This window comes from Kutzneria buriramensis (assembly GCF_003387475.1).
GTDB lineage: Bacteria > Actinomycetota > Actinomycetes > Mycobacteriales > Pseudonocardiaceae > Kutzneria > Kutzneria buriramensis.
Genome location: NZ_QUNO01000006.1, coordinates 365,815 through 381,215, shown reverse-complemented (window position 1 = coordinate 381,215; position 15,401 = coordinate 365,815). Strand labels below are relative to the sequence as shown.

At 69.3% G+C, this 15,401-nt stretch carries 15 protein-coding genes; 5 read left to right on the top strand and 10 right to left on the bottom strand.

The genetic code is table 11. From position 1 onward, the window contains the following. Window positions 1-16: 16 nt before the first annotated feature. Window positions 17-2,803, bottom strand: a complete 2,787-nt coding sequence (locus BCF44_RS19850) for a glycoside hydrolase family 3 C-terminal domain-containing protein (protein ID WP_211353111.1) — start codon at window positions 2,801-2,803, stop codon at window positions 17-19. 124 nt (window positions 2,804-2,927) lie between these two features. Between BCF44_RS19850 and BCF44_RS19845 the strand changes: the two genes are divergently transcribed. Beyond that, on the top strand, window positions 2,928-3,497 hold the full coding sequence (locus tag BCF44_RS19845; RefSeq protein ID WP_116175800.1) for a hypothetical protein: 570 nt from the start codon (window positions 2,928-2,930) through the stop codon (window positions 3,495-3,497). Window positions 3,498-3,553: 56 nt separating this feature from the next. Here BCF44_RS19845 and BCF44_RS55555 read toward each other — a convergent pair whose 3' ends face one another. The 3 genes from BCF44_RS55555 to BCF44_RS19835 are packed head-to-tail and all read right to left on the bottom strand — an operon-like array spanning window position 3,554 to window position 4,344. Further along, window positions 3,554-3,727: a hypothetical protein gene (locus tag BCF44_RS55555; RefSeq protein ID WP_170217625.1), complete on the bottom strand. Its 174-nt coding sequence runs from the start codon at window positions 3,725-3,727 to the stop codon at window positions 3,554-3,556. Beyond that, window positions 3,724-3,930, bottom strand: a complete 207-nt coding sequence (locus tag BCF44_RS19840) for a hypothetical protein (RefSeq protein ID WP_116175799.1) — start codon at window positions 3,928-3,930, stop codon at window positions 3,724-3,726. Before BCF44_RS19840 ends, BCF44_RS55555 begins: the two co-directional genes overlap by 4 nt. A 3-nt stretch (window positions 3,931-3,933) precedes the next feature. After that, window positions 3,934-4,344 (bottom strand): transposase, encoded by a 411-nt coding sequence (locus BCF44_RS19835; RefSeq protein WP_116175798.1) that lies wholly within the window; start codon window positions 4,342-4,344, stop codon window positions 3,934-3,936. Between the two features lie 409 nt (window positions 4,345-4,753). Here BCF44_RS19835 and BCF44_RS19830 point away from each other — a divergent pair, with 409 nt between their 5' ends. Continuing rightward, window positions 4,754-6,007: an MFS transporter gene (locus BCF44_RS19830; RefSeq protein ID WP_116175797.1), complete on the top strand. Its 1,254-nt coding sequence runs from the start codon at window positions 4,754-4,756 to the stop codon at window positions 6,005-6,007. A 436-nt stretch (window positions 6,008-6,443) separates the two neighbouring features. Here BCF44_RS19830 and BCF44_RS59210 read toward each other — a convergent pair whose 3' ends face one another. The 3 genes from BCF44_RS59210 to BCF44_RS19815 all read right to left on the bottom strand — a co-directional run bounded on the left by BCF44_RS59210 (window position 6,444) and on the right by BCF44_RS19815 (window position 9,815). Further along, window positions 6,444-7,844, bottom strand: a complete 1,401-nt coding sequence (locus BCF44_RS59210; protein ID WP_379801611.1) for a DUF222 domain-containing protein — start codon at window positions 7,842-7,844, stop codon at window positions 6,444-6,446. A 577-nt stretch (window positions 7,845-8,421) separates the two neighbouring features. Further along, window positions 8,422-9,273, bottom strand: a complete 852-nt coding sequence (locus tag BCF44_RS19820) for a phosphotriesterase family protein (RefSeq protein WP_211353110.1) — start codon at window positions 9,271-9,273, stop codon at window positions 8,422-8,424. Further along, complete coding sequence (locus BCF44_RS19815) at window positions 9,270-9,815, bottom strand: DUF4865 family protein (RefSeq protein WP_116176023.1); 546 nt, start codon at window positions 9,813-9,815, stop codon at window positions 9,270-9,272. Before BCF44_RS19815 ends, BCF44_RS19820 begins: the two co-directional genes overlap by 4 nt. Before the next feature lie 76 nt (window positions 9,816-9,891). Here BCF44_RS19815 and BCF44_RS19810 point away from each other — a divergent pair, with 76 nt between their 5' ends. Genes BCF44_RS19810 through BCF44_RS19800 form a run of 3 tightly spaced genes read left to right on the top strand, consistent with a single transcriptional unit; the run spans window position 9,892 to window position 12,394 of the window. Continuing rightward, window positions 9,892-10,461, top strand: a complete 570-nt coding sequence (locus BCF44_RS19810) for a TetR/AcrR family transcriptional regulator (protein WP_116175794.1) — start codon at window positions 9,892-9,894, stop codon at window positions 10,459-10,461. Then, the gene (locus BCF44_RS19805) at window positions 10,458-11,891 is read left to right on the top strand and encodes an FAD-dependent monooxygenase (protein WP_116175793.1); all 1,434 of its coding nucleotides are present in this window, start codon (window positions 10,458-10,460) and stop codon (window positions 11,889-11,891) included. Before BCF44_RS19810 ends, BCF44_RS19805 begins: the two co-directional genes overlap by 4 nt. Window positions 11,892-11,935: 44 nt before the next feature. Further along, window positions 11,936-12,394, top strand: coding sequence for a hypothetical protein (locus BCF44_RS19800; RefSeq protein WP_147328546.1), 459 nt, complete (start codon window positions 11,936-11,938; stop codon window positions 12,392-12,394). A 48-nt stretch (window positions 12,395-12,442) separates the two neighbouring features. Here BCF44_RS19800 and BCF44_RS19795 read toward each other — a convergent pair whose 3' ends face one another. From BCF44_RS19795 to BCF44_RS19785, 3 genes are read right to left on the bottom strand one after another with little or no spacing between them, the layout of a single operon-like run. Then, window positions 12,443-13,666, bottom strand: a complete 1,224-nt coding sequence (locus BCF44_RS19795; RefSeq protein WP_116175791.1) for an acyl-CoA dehydrogenase family protein — start codon at window positions 13,664-13,666, stop codon at window positions 12,443-12,445. After that, window positions 13,666-14,694 carry a phosphotransferase family protein gene (locus BCF44_RS19790; RefSeq protein WP_116175790.1) on the bottom strand — a complete coding sequence of 343 codons (1,029 nt, stop codon included), beginning with the start codon at window positions 14,692-14,694 and terminating at the stop codon, window positions 13,666-13,668. Before BCF44_RS19790 ends, BCF44_RS19795 begins: the two co-directional genes overlap by 1 nt. Then, the gene (locus BCF44_RS19785; protein WP_116175789.1) at window positions 14,691-15,335 is read right to left on the bottom strand and encodes an HAD family hydrolase; all 645 of its coding nucleotides are present in this window, start codon (window positions 15,333-15,335) and stop codon (window positions 14,691-14,693) included. The genes BCF44_RS19790 and BCF44_RS19785 overlap by 4 nt, the downstream gene beginning before the upstream one ends. Window positions 15,336-15,401 lie beyond the last annotated feature (66 nt).

The following is a 15,401-nucleotide window of genomic DNA, read 5'->3' as shown; positions in this document are numbered from 1 at the left end:
GGCCCGGGGCCTGTCGTCAGGACGGCAGCTGCCAGCGCTGCTGCACCTGACCGTTGCAGTCCCAGATCTGCAACTGCGTGCTGTTCGCGGTGGACGCCGAGGGATCGTCCAGGCAGCGCCCGGAATTCGGGTTCACCAGCGAGCCGTCGGCCTGCGCCTGCCACTGCTGGGCGCCGGTCCCGTTGCAGTCGTAGAGCTGGATCTTGGTGCCGTTGGCGGTGCCGGCGCTGGCGACGTCCATGCACTTGCCCAGCGCCTGCACAGTGCCGTCCGTGCCGACGGTCCAGGTCTGCGCGCCGGTGCCGTTGCAGGCGTAGATCTGCACGGGAGTTCCGTTGGCGTTGTTGGCAGAACGAACGTCCACGCAGAGGTTGGGCGACACGCCGGCGACGATCGCGCCGGTGTGGCCGCCGCCCCCGCTGCTGCCGGTGGTGGTCGTCCAGACGAACGTCGTCGTGCCGGATGCCCCGGTGCCGTCGGTGGCCGTGACGGTGACGGTGGAGGTGCCGGCGGTCGTCGCGGTGCCGGAGATGGTGCCGTTGCCGGCGATGGACAACCCGTCGGGCAGGCCGGTGGCGGTGAACGTCAGAGCCTGGCCGGACGCCGAGTCGGAGGCCTGGATGGGCAGGCTGACGGCGGTTCCCACCGGGCTGCTCATGCCCTGCGGATTCGTCACGGTGACGGCGTTGCCGGCGTTGGTGCTGCTGACCGTGAGCGTGCCGGACAGCTGCGGGTTGGCGGACGTGTCGCCGACCGCGATCCGGTACGGGCCGAGGGCGGTGGTCCACCCGTTGTTGTTCCAGAACGCCAGATCGTGCAGCGTCACCGGGAAGCTGACGGTCGTGCTGGCGCCGGGTTGCAGTGTCACCCGCGTGAATCCCTTGAGCTGCAAGGGCGGCTCGCCCGTGCTGGCGGGGTCGCCGACGTAGAGCTGCGCGACCTCGGAGCCGGCGCGGCTGCCGGTGTTGGTCACGGTGGCGGTCACCGTCGCCTTGCCGTGCGCGTCGAGCGCGCCGACCTGGAGGTTGCTGAAGGCGAAGGAGGTGTAGGAGAGCCCGAACCCGAAGGGGAACTGCGGCGCGATGTTCTGCGCCTGGTACCAGCGGTAGCCGACCTGGATACCCTCCGAGTACTGCACGTTGCCGTTGCTGCCGGGCCACTGCGCCTGGGTGTGCGCCGGCACGTCGCTGAGACTCTTGGGGAAGCTGACCGGCAGCTTGCCGGACGGGTTGGTGTCGCCGAACAGCACCGAGGCGATGGCGTTGCCGTCCTCCTGCCCCGGGTACCAGGCCTCCAGGATGCCTGCGACGTTGTTCACCCACGGCATCGTCACCGCGGAGCCGGTGTTGAGCACGACGATGGTGTTGGGGTTGGCCGCCGCGACCTGCGTGATCAGCTGGTTCTGTACGCCGGGCAGGTCGATGCTGCCGATGTCGCTGCCCTCGGACTCGTTGTAGTTGGCGAACACGATCGCCACCGACGAGTTCTGCGCCAGCGTGACGGCCTGGCCGATGTTGCCGGAGGTGTTGCCGGCCGCGAACTGGACGCTGATGCCGGAGCCGGCGCGGCTGGTGATGCCTTGCAGGGGCGTGACCGTGCCGGAGGAGGTGACGGCGGCGCTGCCGCCGCCGACGGTCTGCGGCGAGGTGCTGGCGTCCGCGCCGATCACCGCGATGGAGTGCACCGACGAGGTGTTCAGCGGCAGGGCATTGTTGTTGTTACGCAGGAGAACCGTGCCCTCGGCGGCGATCTGGCGTGCGGCCGTCTTGTGCGCGGTGGACGTGACGGTGACGCCCGTGCCGCCGGTGTGCGGCTTGTCGAACAGGCCGAAGGTGAACATCTCGGTCAGGATCCGGCTCACCATGTTGTCGACCGTCGCCTGCGACACCTGGCCGTTCTGCACGGCCGTCTGGAGCGCGCCGCCGAGGAAGTCGCCGCCGGGCATCTCCTGGTCCAGGCCGGAGTTCACGGCCGCGGCGGTGGAGTGGGTGCCGCCCCAGTCCGACGTCACGAAGCCGGGGAAGCCGAACTCCGTCTTCAGCGCGTTGTTGAGCAGGGTCGGGTTCTGGCAGGCGTCGGTGCCGTTGACGTAGCTGTAGGAGCACATCGCCGACGACGCGGCGCCCTGCTGGGTGCCGGCCTGGAACTGCGGCAGGTAGATCTCCTGGAGCGTGCGGGTGTCGATGACGGCGTTGTCCGACGGCGAGTTCCGGTTCGTCTCCTGGTTGTAGACGCCCAGGTGCTTGATCTGGGCCATCACTCCGGTGCCCTGCACGCCGCGGATCTCGGCCGCGCCGAGCTGCCCGGCCAGGTACGGGTCCTCCGACAGCGACTCGAAGGCCCGCCCCCATCTGGGGTCGCGGACGATGTTCACGGTCGGGCCGAGGTCGACGTTGGCCCCCTTGCCGGCCTCTTCACTGCCGACGAGCTGACCGTACTGGGTCTCGGCGTCGACGTCCCAGGTCGCCGCTGCGGCGACCGGGGCGGGCAACTGGGTGACGCCGCCGAGGTTCTCGCCGACGCCGGCCGGGCCGTCCTCCAGGCCCAGGGCCGGGATGCACAGCGCGGGGATGGCCGGTGTGTTCCCGACGTAGCCGCCGCCGGTGCCGTGCACCAGACTGATCTTCTGGGCGAGGGTCATCTGGGCCAGGACCTGGGCCACACGCTGCGGCACGGGGGCGGTGGACCCGACCCACGGGCAGGTGGCGTTCGGGGCCAGGGATTGGGCGGAGACGGATGGGGTCAACGCGGTGACGGCAAGACACGCGGCTGCGGCTAACCCCAGCCATCGACGTCCGGACACGGCATCTCCTCACTGAGCACACGAGGCACGCGCACAGTGGCGGCTGGAAGCGCTCTCATAAGGTGGCATATGTTGTCGGCCTCAACGATTACGGATCGATAAAGATGTCGGAGGGTAGGACGGGATGCCCCGTTTGAGGGATGCCGCGGCCCGGCTGGCCGCGCTGGACTGCTGCCGGCTCGCGCCCGGCCTCACCGACGCGGAATTCGCTGCGGTGGAGGACATGTACGGCTTCACGTTCGCCGACGACCACCGCGAGTTCCTGGCCGCCGCCCTGCCCGTTGACGACGACCGCGTGCGGGGCTGGCCCGACTGGCGCGACGGCGATCCGGCCGTGCTGCGGCAGATGCTGGACTGGCCGGTCGAAGGGGTGCTCTTCGATGTGGAGCACAACGTCATGTGGGACGAGGGGTGGGGGCCGCAGCCGCATACGGTGGACGAGCGGCTGGCGATCGCCCGCTCTCGGCTCGCCGGGGTACCGCGGTTGGTGCCGGTGTACGGGCACCGGTACCTGCCCGCCGGGCGCGGATCGTGTGGACACCCGGTGTTGTCGGTGTACCAGACGGACATCATCTACTACGGCGTCGACCTGTCCGACTACATCCATCAGGAGTTCGGCGGGCCGGGGCTGGAGCGGAGCGATCCGCGGTGGCAGCCGGTGGCAACCGTGCCGTTCTGGCGGGACTTCCTGTAGGGGGTTGCTGGGGTAGAGGTCAGTACGGTAGTCGGACTTCGTGATCTGACATCGGTTTACGTGATGAGTGCGAGGCGTCGGCGGTAGTGGTACCAGCGGGCCCGGGCCTGGTGGCGTCGGCGCCGGACGGACCAGGCGAGATGGGCATCCACGTCCACGCTCTTGGGCTGGTGTCTGGGCAGCACGATGGGTAGGAGCCGCTGGAGTTCCGGGACGGTCAGCGCGATCATGCCGCAGTCATCTGGTGCGTGCTTTCGTCGTGCTCGGGCAGGACGGGGGCCGGGTACGCGGCCCTAGCCTTGGCGGCGGTGACGGCCAGCAGAGCGTAGGCCGCCATCACGACGGTTACGTGGCGTTTCCAAGCCCGATAGCCGCGCACCTGGGTGCCATCGAGGGCCGTAGCCTGCTTCGAGTCGTGGAAATCGTCTTCCACCGCCTACCTCACGCCGGCGGCCTTGACCAGGTCGGTCAGGGAACAGACGTAGTGCTTGCAGGTTCCCTTCTTCAGATCGCCGGTCTCATCGAAGATCAGCACTCCGCCTTCGCCTAGGTGGCGGGCGACGAAGCAGCGCACCCGGTCGCGTACCTCGTCCTCGTCCGACACCGCACCGGACAGCAGGTGCTGGAGCCGGTAGGGCCGGGCGTGCCCGGCCGCCTGCGCGAGCGACCAGCAGTTGCCGGCTGTCCCCGGACACAGCAGACCACGGATGTGCGCGCTTGCGTTCGAGCGCAGGTCACGCCGCGCGAAGCACGGCGCGATCAGTCCGGTCAGCTCCGCCAAGTGCGCCTCGAACCCATCCACTTCTACACTGGCGGCGCAGACCGCCCTGTATTCGACGTGCGCCACACCATGATGATCACGGAGCTGTCTGCTCGCGCGCCGAGCACCCGACGGACTCTGATATGCGGCCGTCCTCGCAGCTCACAACGCGCTACGGGCAAACTGTCCAAGATCGCTGTGCCCGAGTGCAAGGCGGGCCGCCGCTAATTCGGGTGCACCGAGTGTCTGGCGGCCGCATGATGCGGGGTGCACGCACCGACCATGGAGGTAGAGCGATCATTACCAAGGCCATCCACGCCGCCGCGTCATCCGCACGATTCGCCTGAGCCTGGATCTTCTTTTTCACATCCAGTCCGAAGTGACAGCCCGCAGAAAGGGCTGAACGCAGGCGGACGGGTTCCTTCAGGGCCTTCGCGCGCACGACGCCGCGGCTGCAACGTCCCATCGTCGCAGCTTCGCGTGGAGGCCTTTCGTCATGCCTGTTTTCTGTGCTGGGCGCCGTGTTCCCGCGCGCCCGGTCCGTCCTTCGTTCCATGATCCGCGCTTCGCCCTCCTCCTGGTCGGCCAGTCGACCGGCTGGGTGTGCAGCTGGGCAGCGTCCATCGTCCTGTGGGGCTTCGCCGCCTACCACTTCGGCGCCGGCCCCGCGGCCATCTCGGTCACCGCCCTGTGCTGGTCGGGTCCGCCCATAGTGCTCACCGCATTCACCGGTGCTCTCACCGACCGCTTCGACCCTCGGACCATGCTGATCATCGGCTACACCTGCTCCGCAGCCACGTCGCTGGGGATGGCCACCTCAGGATCGCTGATGTTTCTGGACGTCGCGGCGCTCGCCTGCGGTGCCGCCCGGTCACTGTGCAGTCCGGCGAGCAGCGCGCTCCTGGTGCGGGTCGTGGAGCCCGACGACCTGCTCGCCGCGAACTCGCTCCTCGGGGTCACCGCCTCGATCGGGCAGGTAGCGGGGCCACTGGCGGCCAGCGTCCTGATGGCCGCCACCGGATTCCGGGTCGCTTTCGCCGCCGACGCCGCCATGTACCTGGTCAACGTGCTGGCCGTCCTTGCGCTACCGCTGCTCCCGCAGCCGGATCAACCACGAGGCACCGACACACAGACAGCCAGGCGCACTGCGAACGGGGTGAGGTGGCTGCGCACGGCCACGGCGGGCGCAGCAGCGGTAGCCCGGGTACCCGCACTGCGCGCTATCGCGCTGGCCCGGATGGGAGTGATCTTCACGTCCGGGGCGTTCCTGGTCATCGAACCGCTGTACGCCCAGCACGTACTCGGCCGGGCGTCGTCCCAGTTCGCGCTGTTCCAGGCAGCGACCGGGATCGGGGCAATCGCAACCGGCCTGATACTCCCGGTCATCCGCCGCCGCGTGCCGGGCAGCCGGTCGCCGGCACGGCTCCTGGCGGCGGGTGCGATCAGCTGCGGACTGGCAGCAGCGCTACTCACGGGCACGCCGTGGCTGCTCGTTGCCTACATCGGCGCGTTCGTCTGGGGCGTCTGCAGCACCGTCTTCTACGCGGCTGCGAACACGACCCTGCAGGTGCTTGCCCCCGCGGGGAAGCTGGGCCGGGTCGCGGGCGTGATCTCCGCGGCCGAATCCACGACGGAGAGCATCAGCATGCCGGTGGCGGGCGCCCTGGTAGCCATCGCCGGCCTCCGGCCAAGTGCGCTCGTGCTCGCGGCGGTAGCCATCGCGGCCGGGACGGCCTGCCTCCCGGGATAGCCGAGAATCCGATTGCGTGCACTGCCCGGTCCCTGGCGGTGCCGGGCGGTGCACGCCACGCGACGAAGGCCCCGCGAACTTTGGTACGCGACCACCCCAGCAGCACACAACAGGTCACAGCGTCAGGTCGCGAAGTCCGACTGCCGTATTAGGGGCCTGCCGTTGTCTGCCGGTAGCCCGTGGTACGGGTGGGGGCGGTTTTGGGGCTATGTGGTGCTGGGTGGTTTGGGGTGCGGGTTATGTGGTTTAGGACGGCTGGGTGGTTTCAGGGTGGGGTGGCATGGTTTTTAGGGTGGCGCGTTCTGGGGTTGTTTGAGGCTGGTGGTGGTGTGGGTTTTGGGTGGCGTGGTTCGGGTCGATTTTGTGTGGAGCCTCTGGACGATGGCCTCGAGGAGCCTTTCCGGGGCAGGCTACGCCTGCCCCTCGCGCGGAAAGCTTAGGCCATCGTCCACCTCCACACAAAATCGACCCGAGGCGGTGGTTGTCGGTGGTGTTTTGGCGGGTTTTTGGTTCGCTGTGGAATTGTTGAGGAACGTGGGGGTGGTATTGGGGTGGTTGGGTGGTGGGAATGGGTCGTGGGGGTGGCCCGGTTTGGCGGTGGGGTGGCTGGCCGGTGGCTTGGCGGGGCGGTGGTCGGGTGGTGCGGTCGTCCGGCGGGGCGGTGGCGCGGTGGCGCGGTGGTCCGGCGGGCTGAGGTGCGGCTGGCGGAGGTTGGGTGGCGCGGTGGTCCGGCGGACTGGGGTCCGGCTGGCTGGGGTCCGGCTGGCTGGGGTCCGGCTGGGTGGGGTCCGGCTGGGCGGTGGTCGGGCGGGGTGGTGGCCCCCGGTGGGGCGATAGGGGTGGCCCGAGGGGGCGGCCCCGATTGGGGCGGCTGGCCGGTGTGTGGGTCTGTGGCCCGGTGGGGCGGAGGTCTGGTGGGGCGATGGGGATGACTGGTCGGTGTGTGGGTCTGTGGGCCGCCGGGGTGGTCAGTATTGGTGGGGTGTGGTGGTGTAGGTGCGGTCGAGTGGGGTGGTCCAGTGCAGGGTGCCGTCGTTGTCGACGGTGACCTTGTGGGTGTCGTGTTTGAGGTGGTGGTGGCGGGTGCAGAGGCCTTTGACGTTGGCGAGTGTGGTGTGGCCTTTGGCCAGGGGGTGACGTGGTCGCCTTCTTGGATGGGGCGGGTGCAGCCCGGTGCGGAGCACACACTGCCGGCGCGGACGCCGACGAGTTCTTTGAGGCGGCGGCCGGGGCGGTAGGTGTGTTTGCCGATGGTGTCGGCGTGGTCGTGTTCGTCGAGGAGGATGGCGCGCCAGATGCCGTCCATGGCCAACTCTCGGGCGGTGTCGGCGGAGATGGGGCCGTAGCCCTCGAGTAGGGCGGGGTCTTCGGTCAACCCCATCAAGGTTTCCATGGAGATGGTGACGTGGACCTGGACATCGCGCTTCCCAACGTTGCCCAGGAAGCGGTCGAGGAAGGCGTCGGCGCGTTTCTGGTCGGTGGTGCGCTCGTCCTTCGGGAGGTCTTTGGCGTCGGCGCAGAGCAGGTCGTGGATCATGCGGGCCTCGACGGCGGGCAGTATGGCGGTGAGGTGGGCCATGCCATCGGGCAGGGGCCGGATCTCCACGCGACGGTCGGCTTTGGCTTTCTGGTGGCGTTGTTCGTAGCCGGTGGGGTCGGCTTGCGCGACCAGGGCGGTGGTCCGCCGGCCCAACTGCGAGTGGGTCAAGCCGGGAGCCACCTCAAGCAGGGCGTCTTCGACCTCGGCGATGAGCGCCACGGACGGCAGGTTCCGGACCCGATCACGGACCGCTTCGAGCCGCCGCAGGTCCAGGCGCCCCTGCCGCAACTGGTCCATCAGGCGGGGCAGGGTCCGCAGATCCTCGGTCAACTCCTTGCGGCGGGCCACGGTCTGCTCGGGTTCGGTGATGGCCATCGCCAACTCGGCGGTGTCCTCGACACCCCGCAGCACAGCCAACTCCACGTAGTCGGCGAAGGCCCGGATCTTACGGGCGAGAATGGTGACGGTGACCCGCTCGTCGGCGGAAAGGGCGTCCAGATCGAGCCCCGCGAGAAGGTCGAACAGGGCCCCACTGGGCTCCGCTCTCTCCAACTCTCGGGTGAGTTCCATACCTCTAAGAATACTCGCCTACAAGATCCAACTCGAATCACCATCGGGTGAATCGAGTTTCATGCATAATCGTCGGCGACCGCCGTGAACAACGCGACCGGCAACGAACGGCTTGAGTGGGGATTTTGTGTGGAGGGGGACGATGGCTTAAGCTTGTCGGCGTGAGGGGCGGGCGTAGCCTGCCCCGGAGATGCCCCTCAAAGCCGTCGTTCAGAGGCTCCGCACAAAATCCCCGCGTAGGCAACGAACAACCCCCGCGCAGGCAACCAAAACAAAGCGCCCAGATCCCACCAACAAAAGCACCCTAAAACGCGTCAAACGCCCGCCCCGGATTCACCACGAACACCTGCTCCGCCAGCTCGGCCTCCAGCCGCGGACGGAGCCGCTTCAGCAGGTAGGCCATCCCCGGCATCCCCCGCGCCCCAGCGGTCGTCGTATCCCCACCCACCAGCAACTGCCCGGCGAACCCGGCGTCGGCAAGGTCGACGAGCAGCGTCGGCATCATCCAGTCCGTCGCATGATTCGCCCGCGACGGCCCGTCCAACGCCAACCACGCCCCCGCTTCCGCCGCCCTCCGCTGCGCCCACACGTCCGGAAACCGGTTGAGGTGCCCCAGAATCACCCGCTCCGGCGGCATCTCCAGCCGCCCGCACAGCAGATCCAGCACGTCCAGCGCCCCGGTGCCCAGCTCCAGATGGACGCTCACCGGCGCCCCGGTCTCGTGGTGCGCAGCAGCCGCGGCCTCCATGGTCCGCACGGCATGCGCATCCAGACCGTGAAACCCGCCGGCGATCTTCACAAGACCAGCGCGATGGTGACGGATATCGTTGACGAACAGTTCTTCCAGACGCGGCAACGATTCCGCCACGAAGTCCGCCGAGTAGTGCTGCACCTGATGGAATCCCGTGGCGGCGACGATCGAGACACCGGACCGCCGCGACAGGTCCGGCAGCGCGTCGAGCCGCCGGTTCAGCCCGTACGGCGTCCACTGCACCACCGCCCGCCCGCCGGCACGGCAAAACCGTTGCAGCTCAACCAAAGCCGCCCCAACGTCGTCGAGTTCCTGACCCGGTAGCGCCTTGCTGGCGAAGAACAGGTGGTCGTGCGAGTTGGTCACACCAAGCCGGTCGACGTCACCGAGCACCGTGCGGATCACCAGTGCCTCCCCAGCGGCAATGCCTCCACACCGGGCGCGGACAGATGCCGCACCGCGTACTCGGCGTCGGGATTGTCCTCGTACAGCGTGAATCGCACGAGCTCCCAGCCCCGGGTGTCGATGGCAAGCGCGACCGAATGCACGCCGTCCTCGACCTTCAGCCCGGCGACGGCGTCCGGCACCTCATCGGGCGACACGCTCGTGACGACCTTGCTGGCTCGGGTCGGCACGACCCCGAATCGAGGCCCACGCAGATACGCCAACGCCGTCCACTGCTGCACCACCGGCCGCCCGAACGAATCGCACAACCGCCGGAACCCCTCTCCCCAGAGGAAAGAGTTCATGCCGGCGACGGTCTGCCACAGGTAGAACGGCGAGTACTGGTTCACCGGCGAGCCGTCGGCGCGGTCCCGCACGCAGTAGGCCTTCAGCCCCAGTCCGGGGAAGTCGTCGAGCAGCGGCCCCAGGGTGTCGACCCGGCGCCGGATGATCGCCATGTCGTAGTCGGCGGGCAGGGTGATCTCGTACTGCATCGCGTGCATGCCGCCACTGTACATACCACTAGGTACAGAGCAAATCCGCTTGAAGTGTACGAAACCGTTTCGTACACTTCGACCCGTGGTGAGAGGCAAGGAACGCGAGGACGCCATCCTGGCTGCGACCATCGAGCTGATCGGCGAGGTCGGCTACCAGGCGCTGACCATGGACGCCGTCGCGGCGCGGGCGCAGGCCAGCAAGGCAACGATCTATCGCCGCTGGCGGAACAAGGCCCAGCTGGTCAAGGCCGCCCTGGACGCCTACGACGCGAACCAGAACGCGGCAATCCCCGACACCGGCGAGCTGCGCTCGGACCTGTTCGCGGTGATGCGGGCGTTGCGCGAACGGGCCAGCGAGAGCTACCTGGCCATGATCACCGGCCTGATCGCGGCGTCCAAGCACGACCTTGAGCTCGCAGCGGCGCTGGACGAGCACGTGGCAAACGAGGAGCTGTCGCCGTTCCTGGTGAGCCTCCAGCGCGCGGTCGACCGAGGCGAGCTGCCGCCCGACGCGGACAGCGAGCTGGTGCACGACGTCGCCGAGGCGATGGTCATGCGCCAGCTCGCCAACGGCGTGTTCGACGAGGCCTTCATCCAACGGGTCGTCGACGACGTCCTGCTGGTCCTGCTGAGACAAGGGGGAGAGAAATGACGGTAGTGATCGCCGGGGCCGGCCCCACCGGCCTCACGCTGGGCATCGAACTGGCCCGGCGCGGCATCCCGTGCCGGCTGCTGGAACGCGAGGAAAGCCTGTTCCCGGGCTCGCGCGGCAAGGGCCTCCAGCCGCGGACCCTGGAGGTGTTCGACGACCTCGGCGTGCTCGACACGATCCGCGAAGGCGGCATGCCGTTCCCGAAGTTCCGCATGTACGCCGGCACGGAGATCGTCTGGGAACGGGCGCTGCACGAGATGCTGGGCATCGAGGAGCCGCAGGTCTCCCCCGACGTCCCCTACCCACTGCCCTGGCTGATCCCCCAGTGGCGCACCGACTCCATCCTGCGCGACCGGTTCGAGGAACTGGGCGGCCGGATCGAGTACAACTGCGAGGTCCTCGACGTCGACCAGGACGAGGACGTGCGAATCACGGTCCGACGCAACGGCGTCGACGAGGTGATCACCGGCGACTACCTGGTCGGCACGGACGGCGGCCGCAGCGCCGTCCGCAAGCTGATCGGCGTCGGCTTCGAGGGCGAGACGTACGAGAGGGAGCGGACGCTCGTCGGCGACGTCAAAGCGGACGGCCTCGCCGGCGTCGCCTGCCACATGATCACCAACGCCGGCGACGTGACGAAGCGGTTCTCCCTGTGGAACCTGCCCAACAGCGACTACTACCAACTCGTCGCGTCGGTGACGCCGGAGGACGCCGAGAATCCCACGCTGGAAACAGTCCAGCGGCTGCTGGAAACCAGGACCGGCCGCACCGACATCACCCTGCACGACCTGCGGTGGATCTCGGTGTACCGAATCAATGTGCGCATGGTGAGCCGCTTCCGGACCGGCCGAGTGCTGCTGGCCGGAGACGCCGCCCACGTGCACTCCTCGGCCAGCGGGCAGGGCCTGAACACGAGCGTGCAGGACGCGTACAACCTCGGCTGGAAGCTGGCCGCCGTCCTGCGCGGGGCCCCGGACGAACTGCTCGACAGCTACGAGGCCGAGCGGTTGCCGGTCGCCGCGCAGGTGCTGGGGCTGTCCAGCGCGATGCACGAGCGGAACTTCCGGCCGACGACGGGTCCGGCGCCGGCGATCCACCAGCTCGACATCACCCACCGCGGCGGGCCGCTGGCCATCGACGACCGCGAACGGCCGGGCGCGCTGCGGGCCGGCGACCGCGCGCCCGACGGCTCCCTGCCCGATGGGACCCGGCTGTTCGACCTGTTCCGCGGGCCGCACCTGACCTGGCTGACGATCGGCGACGCGTTCGAGGGGTACGACGTCGCCGCCGGCACTCACGTCCTGGTGCGGCCCGACGGGTACATCGCGGTGATCAGCCCGACCGCCGCCGTCGTCGAGGAGTGGTTGGCGCTGTTCGGGATCGACGCCGTGCGCCGGCACGTGGTCACGGCCATGCAACCCCAGGGCTGACCGGTTCCGTCTTCCCGATATCGGACACTGGGAGGTCGACGATCATGCGTTCGGCGCCGTTACTGCTGGCAGGCGTGTTGCTGTCGGTCGCTGCCTGTGCCTCACCCCAGCAAGCACCGCCGGCGAGCGGCACCGCCGCGCCGGTGTGCCCCGACACGTTGCCGCCGCACCCGATGGCGGGGCCTGCCTCGCCGATGGTGCCCGGCGATCCGGCGGTGGCAGTGGCCTGCAACTACGGCGGGTCCGGGTCGGCGCGCCTGGCCAAGTCGGTGAAGGTCGCCGACGCCAAGGCGCTGGCCGTGGCCCTCAACTCCTCGGACACCGCACCGCCGCCGCGCGGCACCATGTGCCCGATGGATCAGGGGCTCACCGACCTGGTGATCTTCGCGTACCCCAAGGGCGACCCGGTGTACGTGACGGTGAAGCCGGGCGGCTGCGCCACCGCGACCAACGGCACCGCCAAGGCCTACCGGCTGACCTCGACGGTGCTGGACAAGCTCTGATGGCGAGATGGGCGCTCACCTCTGCGGGGTGAGCGCCCATCGACTATCTCAGCGGGACGGACGGTACGGGCGGAGTTCCCGGCGGGCCAGCGACATCTTGTGCACCTCGTCGGGGCCGTCGGCCAGGCGCAGCATGCGGGCCGACGCCCACAGCGTGGTCAGCGGGAAGTCCTGACTGACGCCACCGCCGCCGTGGGCCTGGATGGCCCGGTCGATGATCTTCTCGGCCATCGCCGGCGTGGCGATCTTGATGGCCTGGATCTCGGTGTGCGCGCCGCGGTTGCCGACGGTGTCCATCAGCCACGCGGTCTTCAGCACCAGCAGCCGGGCCTGCTCGATGGCCACCCGCGCCTCGGCGATCCACTCCTGGATCACACCCTGGTCGGCGATCGGCTTGCCGAACGCCACCCGGTTGACGGTCCGGCGGCACATCAGCTCCACCGCGCGCTCGGCCATGCCGATCAGCCGCATGCAGTGGTGGATGCGGCCGGGGCCGAGCCGGGCCTGCGCGATGGCGAAGCCCTCGCCCTCGCCGGCGATCACATTGCTCACCGGCACGCGGACGTCGGAGAACTCGATCTCCGCGTGGCCGCCGTGCGCGCCGTCGGTGAAGCCGAAGACGTGCATGCCTCGCTTGACGTTCACGCCGGGCGTGTCACGGGGCACCAGCACCTGGCTCTGCCGGCGGTGCCGATCCTGGTTCTCCGGATCGGTCTGCCCCATCACGATGAAGATCTTGGCGCGCGGGCTCATCGCGCCGGAGGCGAACCACTTCCGCCCGTTGATCACGTACTCGTCGCCGTCCCGCTCGATGCGGGTGGCGATGTTGGTGGCGTCCGAGGAGGCCACGTCCGGCTCGGTCATGCAGAACGCGGAGCGGATCTCGCCGGCCAGCAGCGGCTTGAGCCACTGCTCCTGCTGCTGCGCGCTGCCGAACATGGCCAGCACTTCCATGTTGCCGGTGTCCGGCGCGGCGCAGTTGGTGGCCTCCGGGGCCAGCGCCGGGCTGCGGCCGGTGATCTCGGCCAGCGGCGCGTACTGGAGGTTGGTCAGGCCGGCGCCGTGCTCCTTGTCCGGCAGGAACAGGTTCCACAGGCCACGCCTGCGGGCCTCGGCCTTGAGCTCCTCGATGACCGGCGGCGCGTCCCACGAGGTCGGGTTGTCCAGCACCCACTGCTCGTGCGCGGCCTCGGCCGGGTAGACGTGCGAGTCCATGAACTCGGTCAACTGCCCGACGAGTTCCTGGGTGCGCTGGTCGTACTCGAACTCCATCAGTCCTCCTTGACTGCGGCGACGGCGGCGGCGCCGTGCTCGACGAGCGGGCCGACGAGGGCGCCGATCCGCTCGAAGCCGGCGCCGACCGTGCCGCCCTGCACGAACCGGTAGTGGATGCCTTCCAAGATCACCGCGAGCTTGAAGTAGGCGAAGGCGACGTACCAGCCGAGGCCGGTGACGTCCAGGCCGGTGCGCCGCGTGTAGCGCTCGACCAGCGTGTCGATGGTCGGGAAGCCCGGAGTGAGACTGACCCCGTTGGTGATCGGGTCGTCGGCCTGGCTGACGCCCTCCCAGTAGACGACGAACAGGCCCAGGTCCGAGAGCGGGTCGCCGAGCGTGGACATCTCCCAGTCCAGCACGGCGCTGATACCCAGCGGCTCGGTCGTCACGAGCACGTTGTCCAGCCGGTAGTCGCCGTGCACGATCGTGGTCCGTGGCGCGGTCGGCACGGTCGCGGCCAGCCGGGCGTGCAGGTCGTCGATGCCGGGCAGGTCCCGGCTGCGGGAGGCGTCCAACTGCTTGCGCCAGCGGGCGACCTGCCGGTTCATGAAGCCCTCGGGACGGCCGAAGTCGCCCAGCCCCACCGCGTTCGGGTCGACCTCGTGCAGCTCGGCGAGCACGTCGATCAGGTCGTCGGCGACCTGCGCCGCCTGCGCCTCGGACAGGCCTGTGGTGTCGGCGCGGGACCGCATCGGCGTGCCGTCGACCCGTTCCATCAAATAGAACGGCGCACCGATGACGGAGTCGTCGCCGCAGAACAGCTCGGTCTTCGGCACCGGCACCTTGGTCGGGGCCAGCGCGGAGATCACCCGGAACTCTCGGCCCATGTCGTGCGCGGTGGCCAGCACGTGGCCCAGCGGCGGCCGGCGCAGCACCCAGTTGTGCGTGCCATCGCTGACCCGGTAGGTCAGGTTGGACCGGCCGCCCGGGATCAGCTCCGCCGCCAGCGGCCCGGCCAGCAGGCCGGCGGCGTCCAGGTGCTTGGCCAGGGTCTCGGTGTCCAGGCCGGGCAGCTCGCCGGTCACAGGTCCTCCCCCAACAGTTCGGCCAGCGCCGCGCGGGTGCTGGCGGGATCGACGTGTCGAATGCCGTGCATGCCGATCGCCTGCGCCGCGCGGACGTTGGCGGTGAAGTCGTCGACGAACACCACCCGCTCGGCGGGCAGGTCGAGGCGGTCCAGCAGCAGCCGGTAGATCGGCTCGTCCGGCTTGCGCAGGCCGACCTCGCCGCTGATCACGACCACGTCGCACAGCTCGTCGAGCACGTCGTGCGGGTAGTCGTTGCCCCAGCTGTTGGACAGCAGCCCGATGCGTTGACCCCGCTCGCGCAGGTCGCGGACCAGCTGGTTCATCTCTTCGCTGGGCGACATCGCGGCGAACAGCCGCCCCAGCACGCCCTCGGCGACGACCGGGGCACCGGTGGTGCTGACCAGCCGGGCCGCGAACTGCCGCTCGAACTCCGCCACCGGGAGCGCGCCGGTCTCCAGCAGGTGGATCGGGTTGTCGGGCTCGGCGTCCCGGCCCAGCCAGGCCTGCATCAGGGCGGCGAAGCCGGCCGGGTCGATGCCGTCGGCGGCCAGCCAGCCGCCGGTCGTCGCGCTCAGGGGCGTGGTCAGCACGCCGCCGTAGTCGAAGACCACGGCGTCCACCACACGGTTGTCAGGCACGGTGGCGATAGTACCGACCAGTCGGTATGTGGACAACGTGAGACACACCGAAAGTGTGTCTCACGT

Excerpts from the sequence above, each read along its gene's own strand:
- BCF44_RS19800 (WP_147328546.1), top strand. The coding sequence starts at position 11,936 with ATGCGTTCGGCGCCGTTACTGCTGGCAGGCGTGTTGCTGTCGGTCGCT.
- BCF44_RS19805 (WP_116175793.1), top strand. The coding sequence starts at position 10,458 with ATGACGGTAGTGATCGCCGGGGCCGGCCCCACCGGCCTCACGCTGGGC.
- BCF44_RS19845 (WP_116175800.1), top strand. The coding sequence starts at position 2,928 with ATGCCCCGTTTGAGGGATGCCGCGGCCCGGCTGGCCGCGCTGGACTGC.
- BCF44_RS19830 (WP_116175797.1), top strand. The coding sequence starts at position 4,754 with ATGCCTGTTTTCTGTGCTGGGCGCCGTGTTCCCGCGCGCCCGGTCCGT.
- BCF44_RS19815 (WP_116176023.1), bottom strand. The coding sequence starts at position 9,815 with ATGCACGCGATGCAGTACGAGATCACCCTGCCCGCCGACTACGACATG.
- BCF44_RS59210 (WP_379801611.1), bottom strand. The coding sequence starts at position 7,844 with ATGGACCAGTTGCGGCAGGGGCGCCTGGACCTGCGGCGGCTCGAAGCG.
- BCF44_RS19795 (WP_116175791.1), bottom strand. The coding sequence starts at position 13,666 with ATGGAGTTCGAGTACGACCAGCGCACCCAGGAACTCGTCGGGCAGTTG.
- BCF44_RS55555 (WP_170217625.1), bottom strand. The coding sequence starts at position 3,727 with ATGATCGCGCTGACCGTCCCGGAACTCCAGCGGCTCCTACCCATCGTG.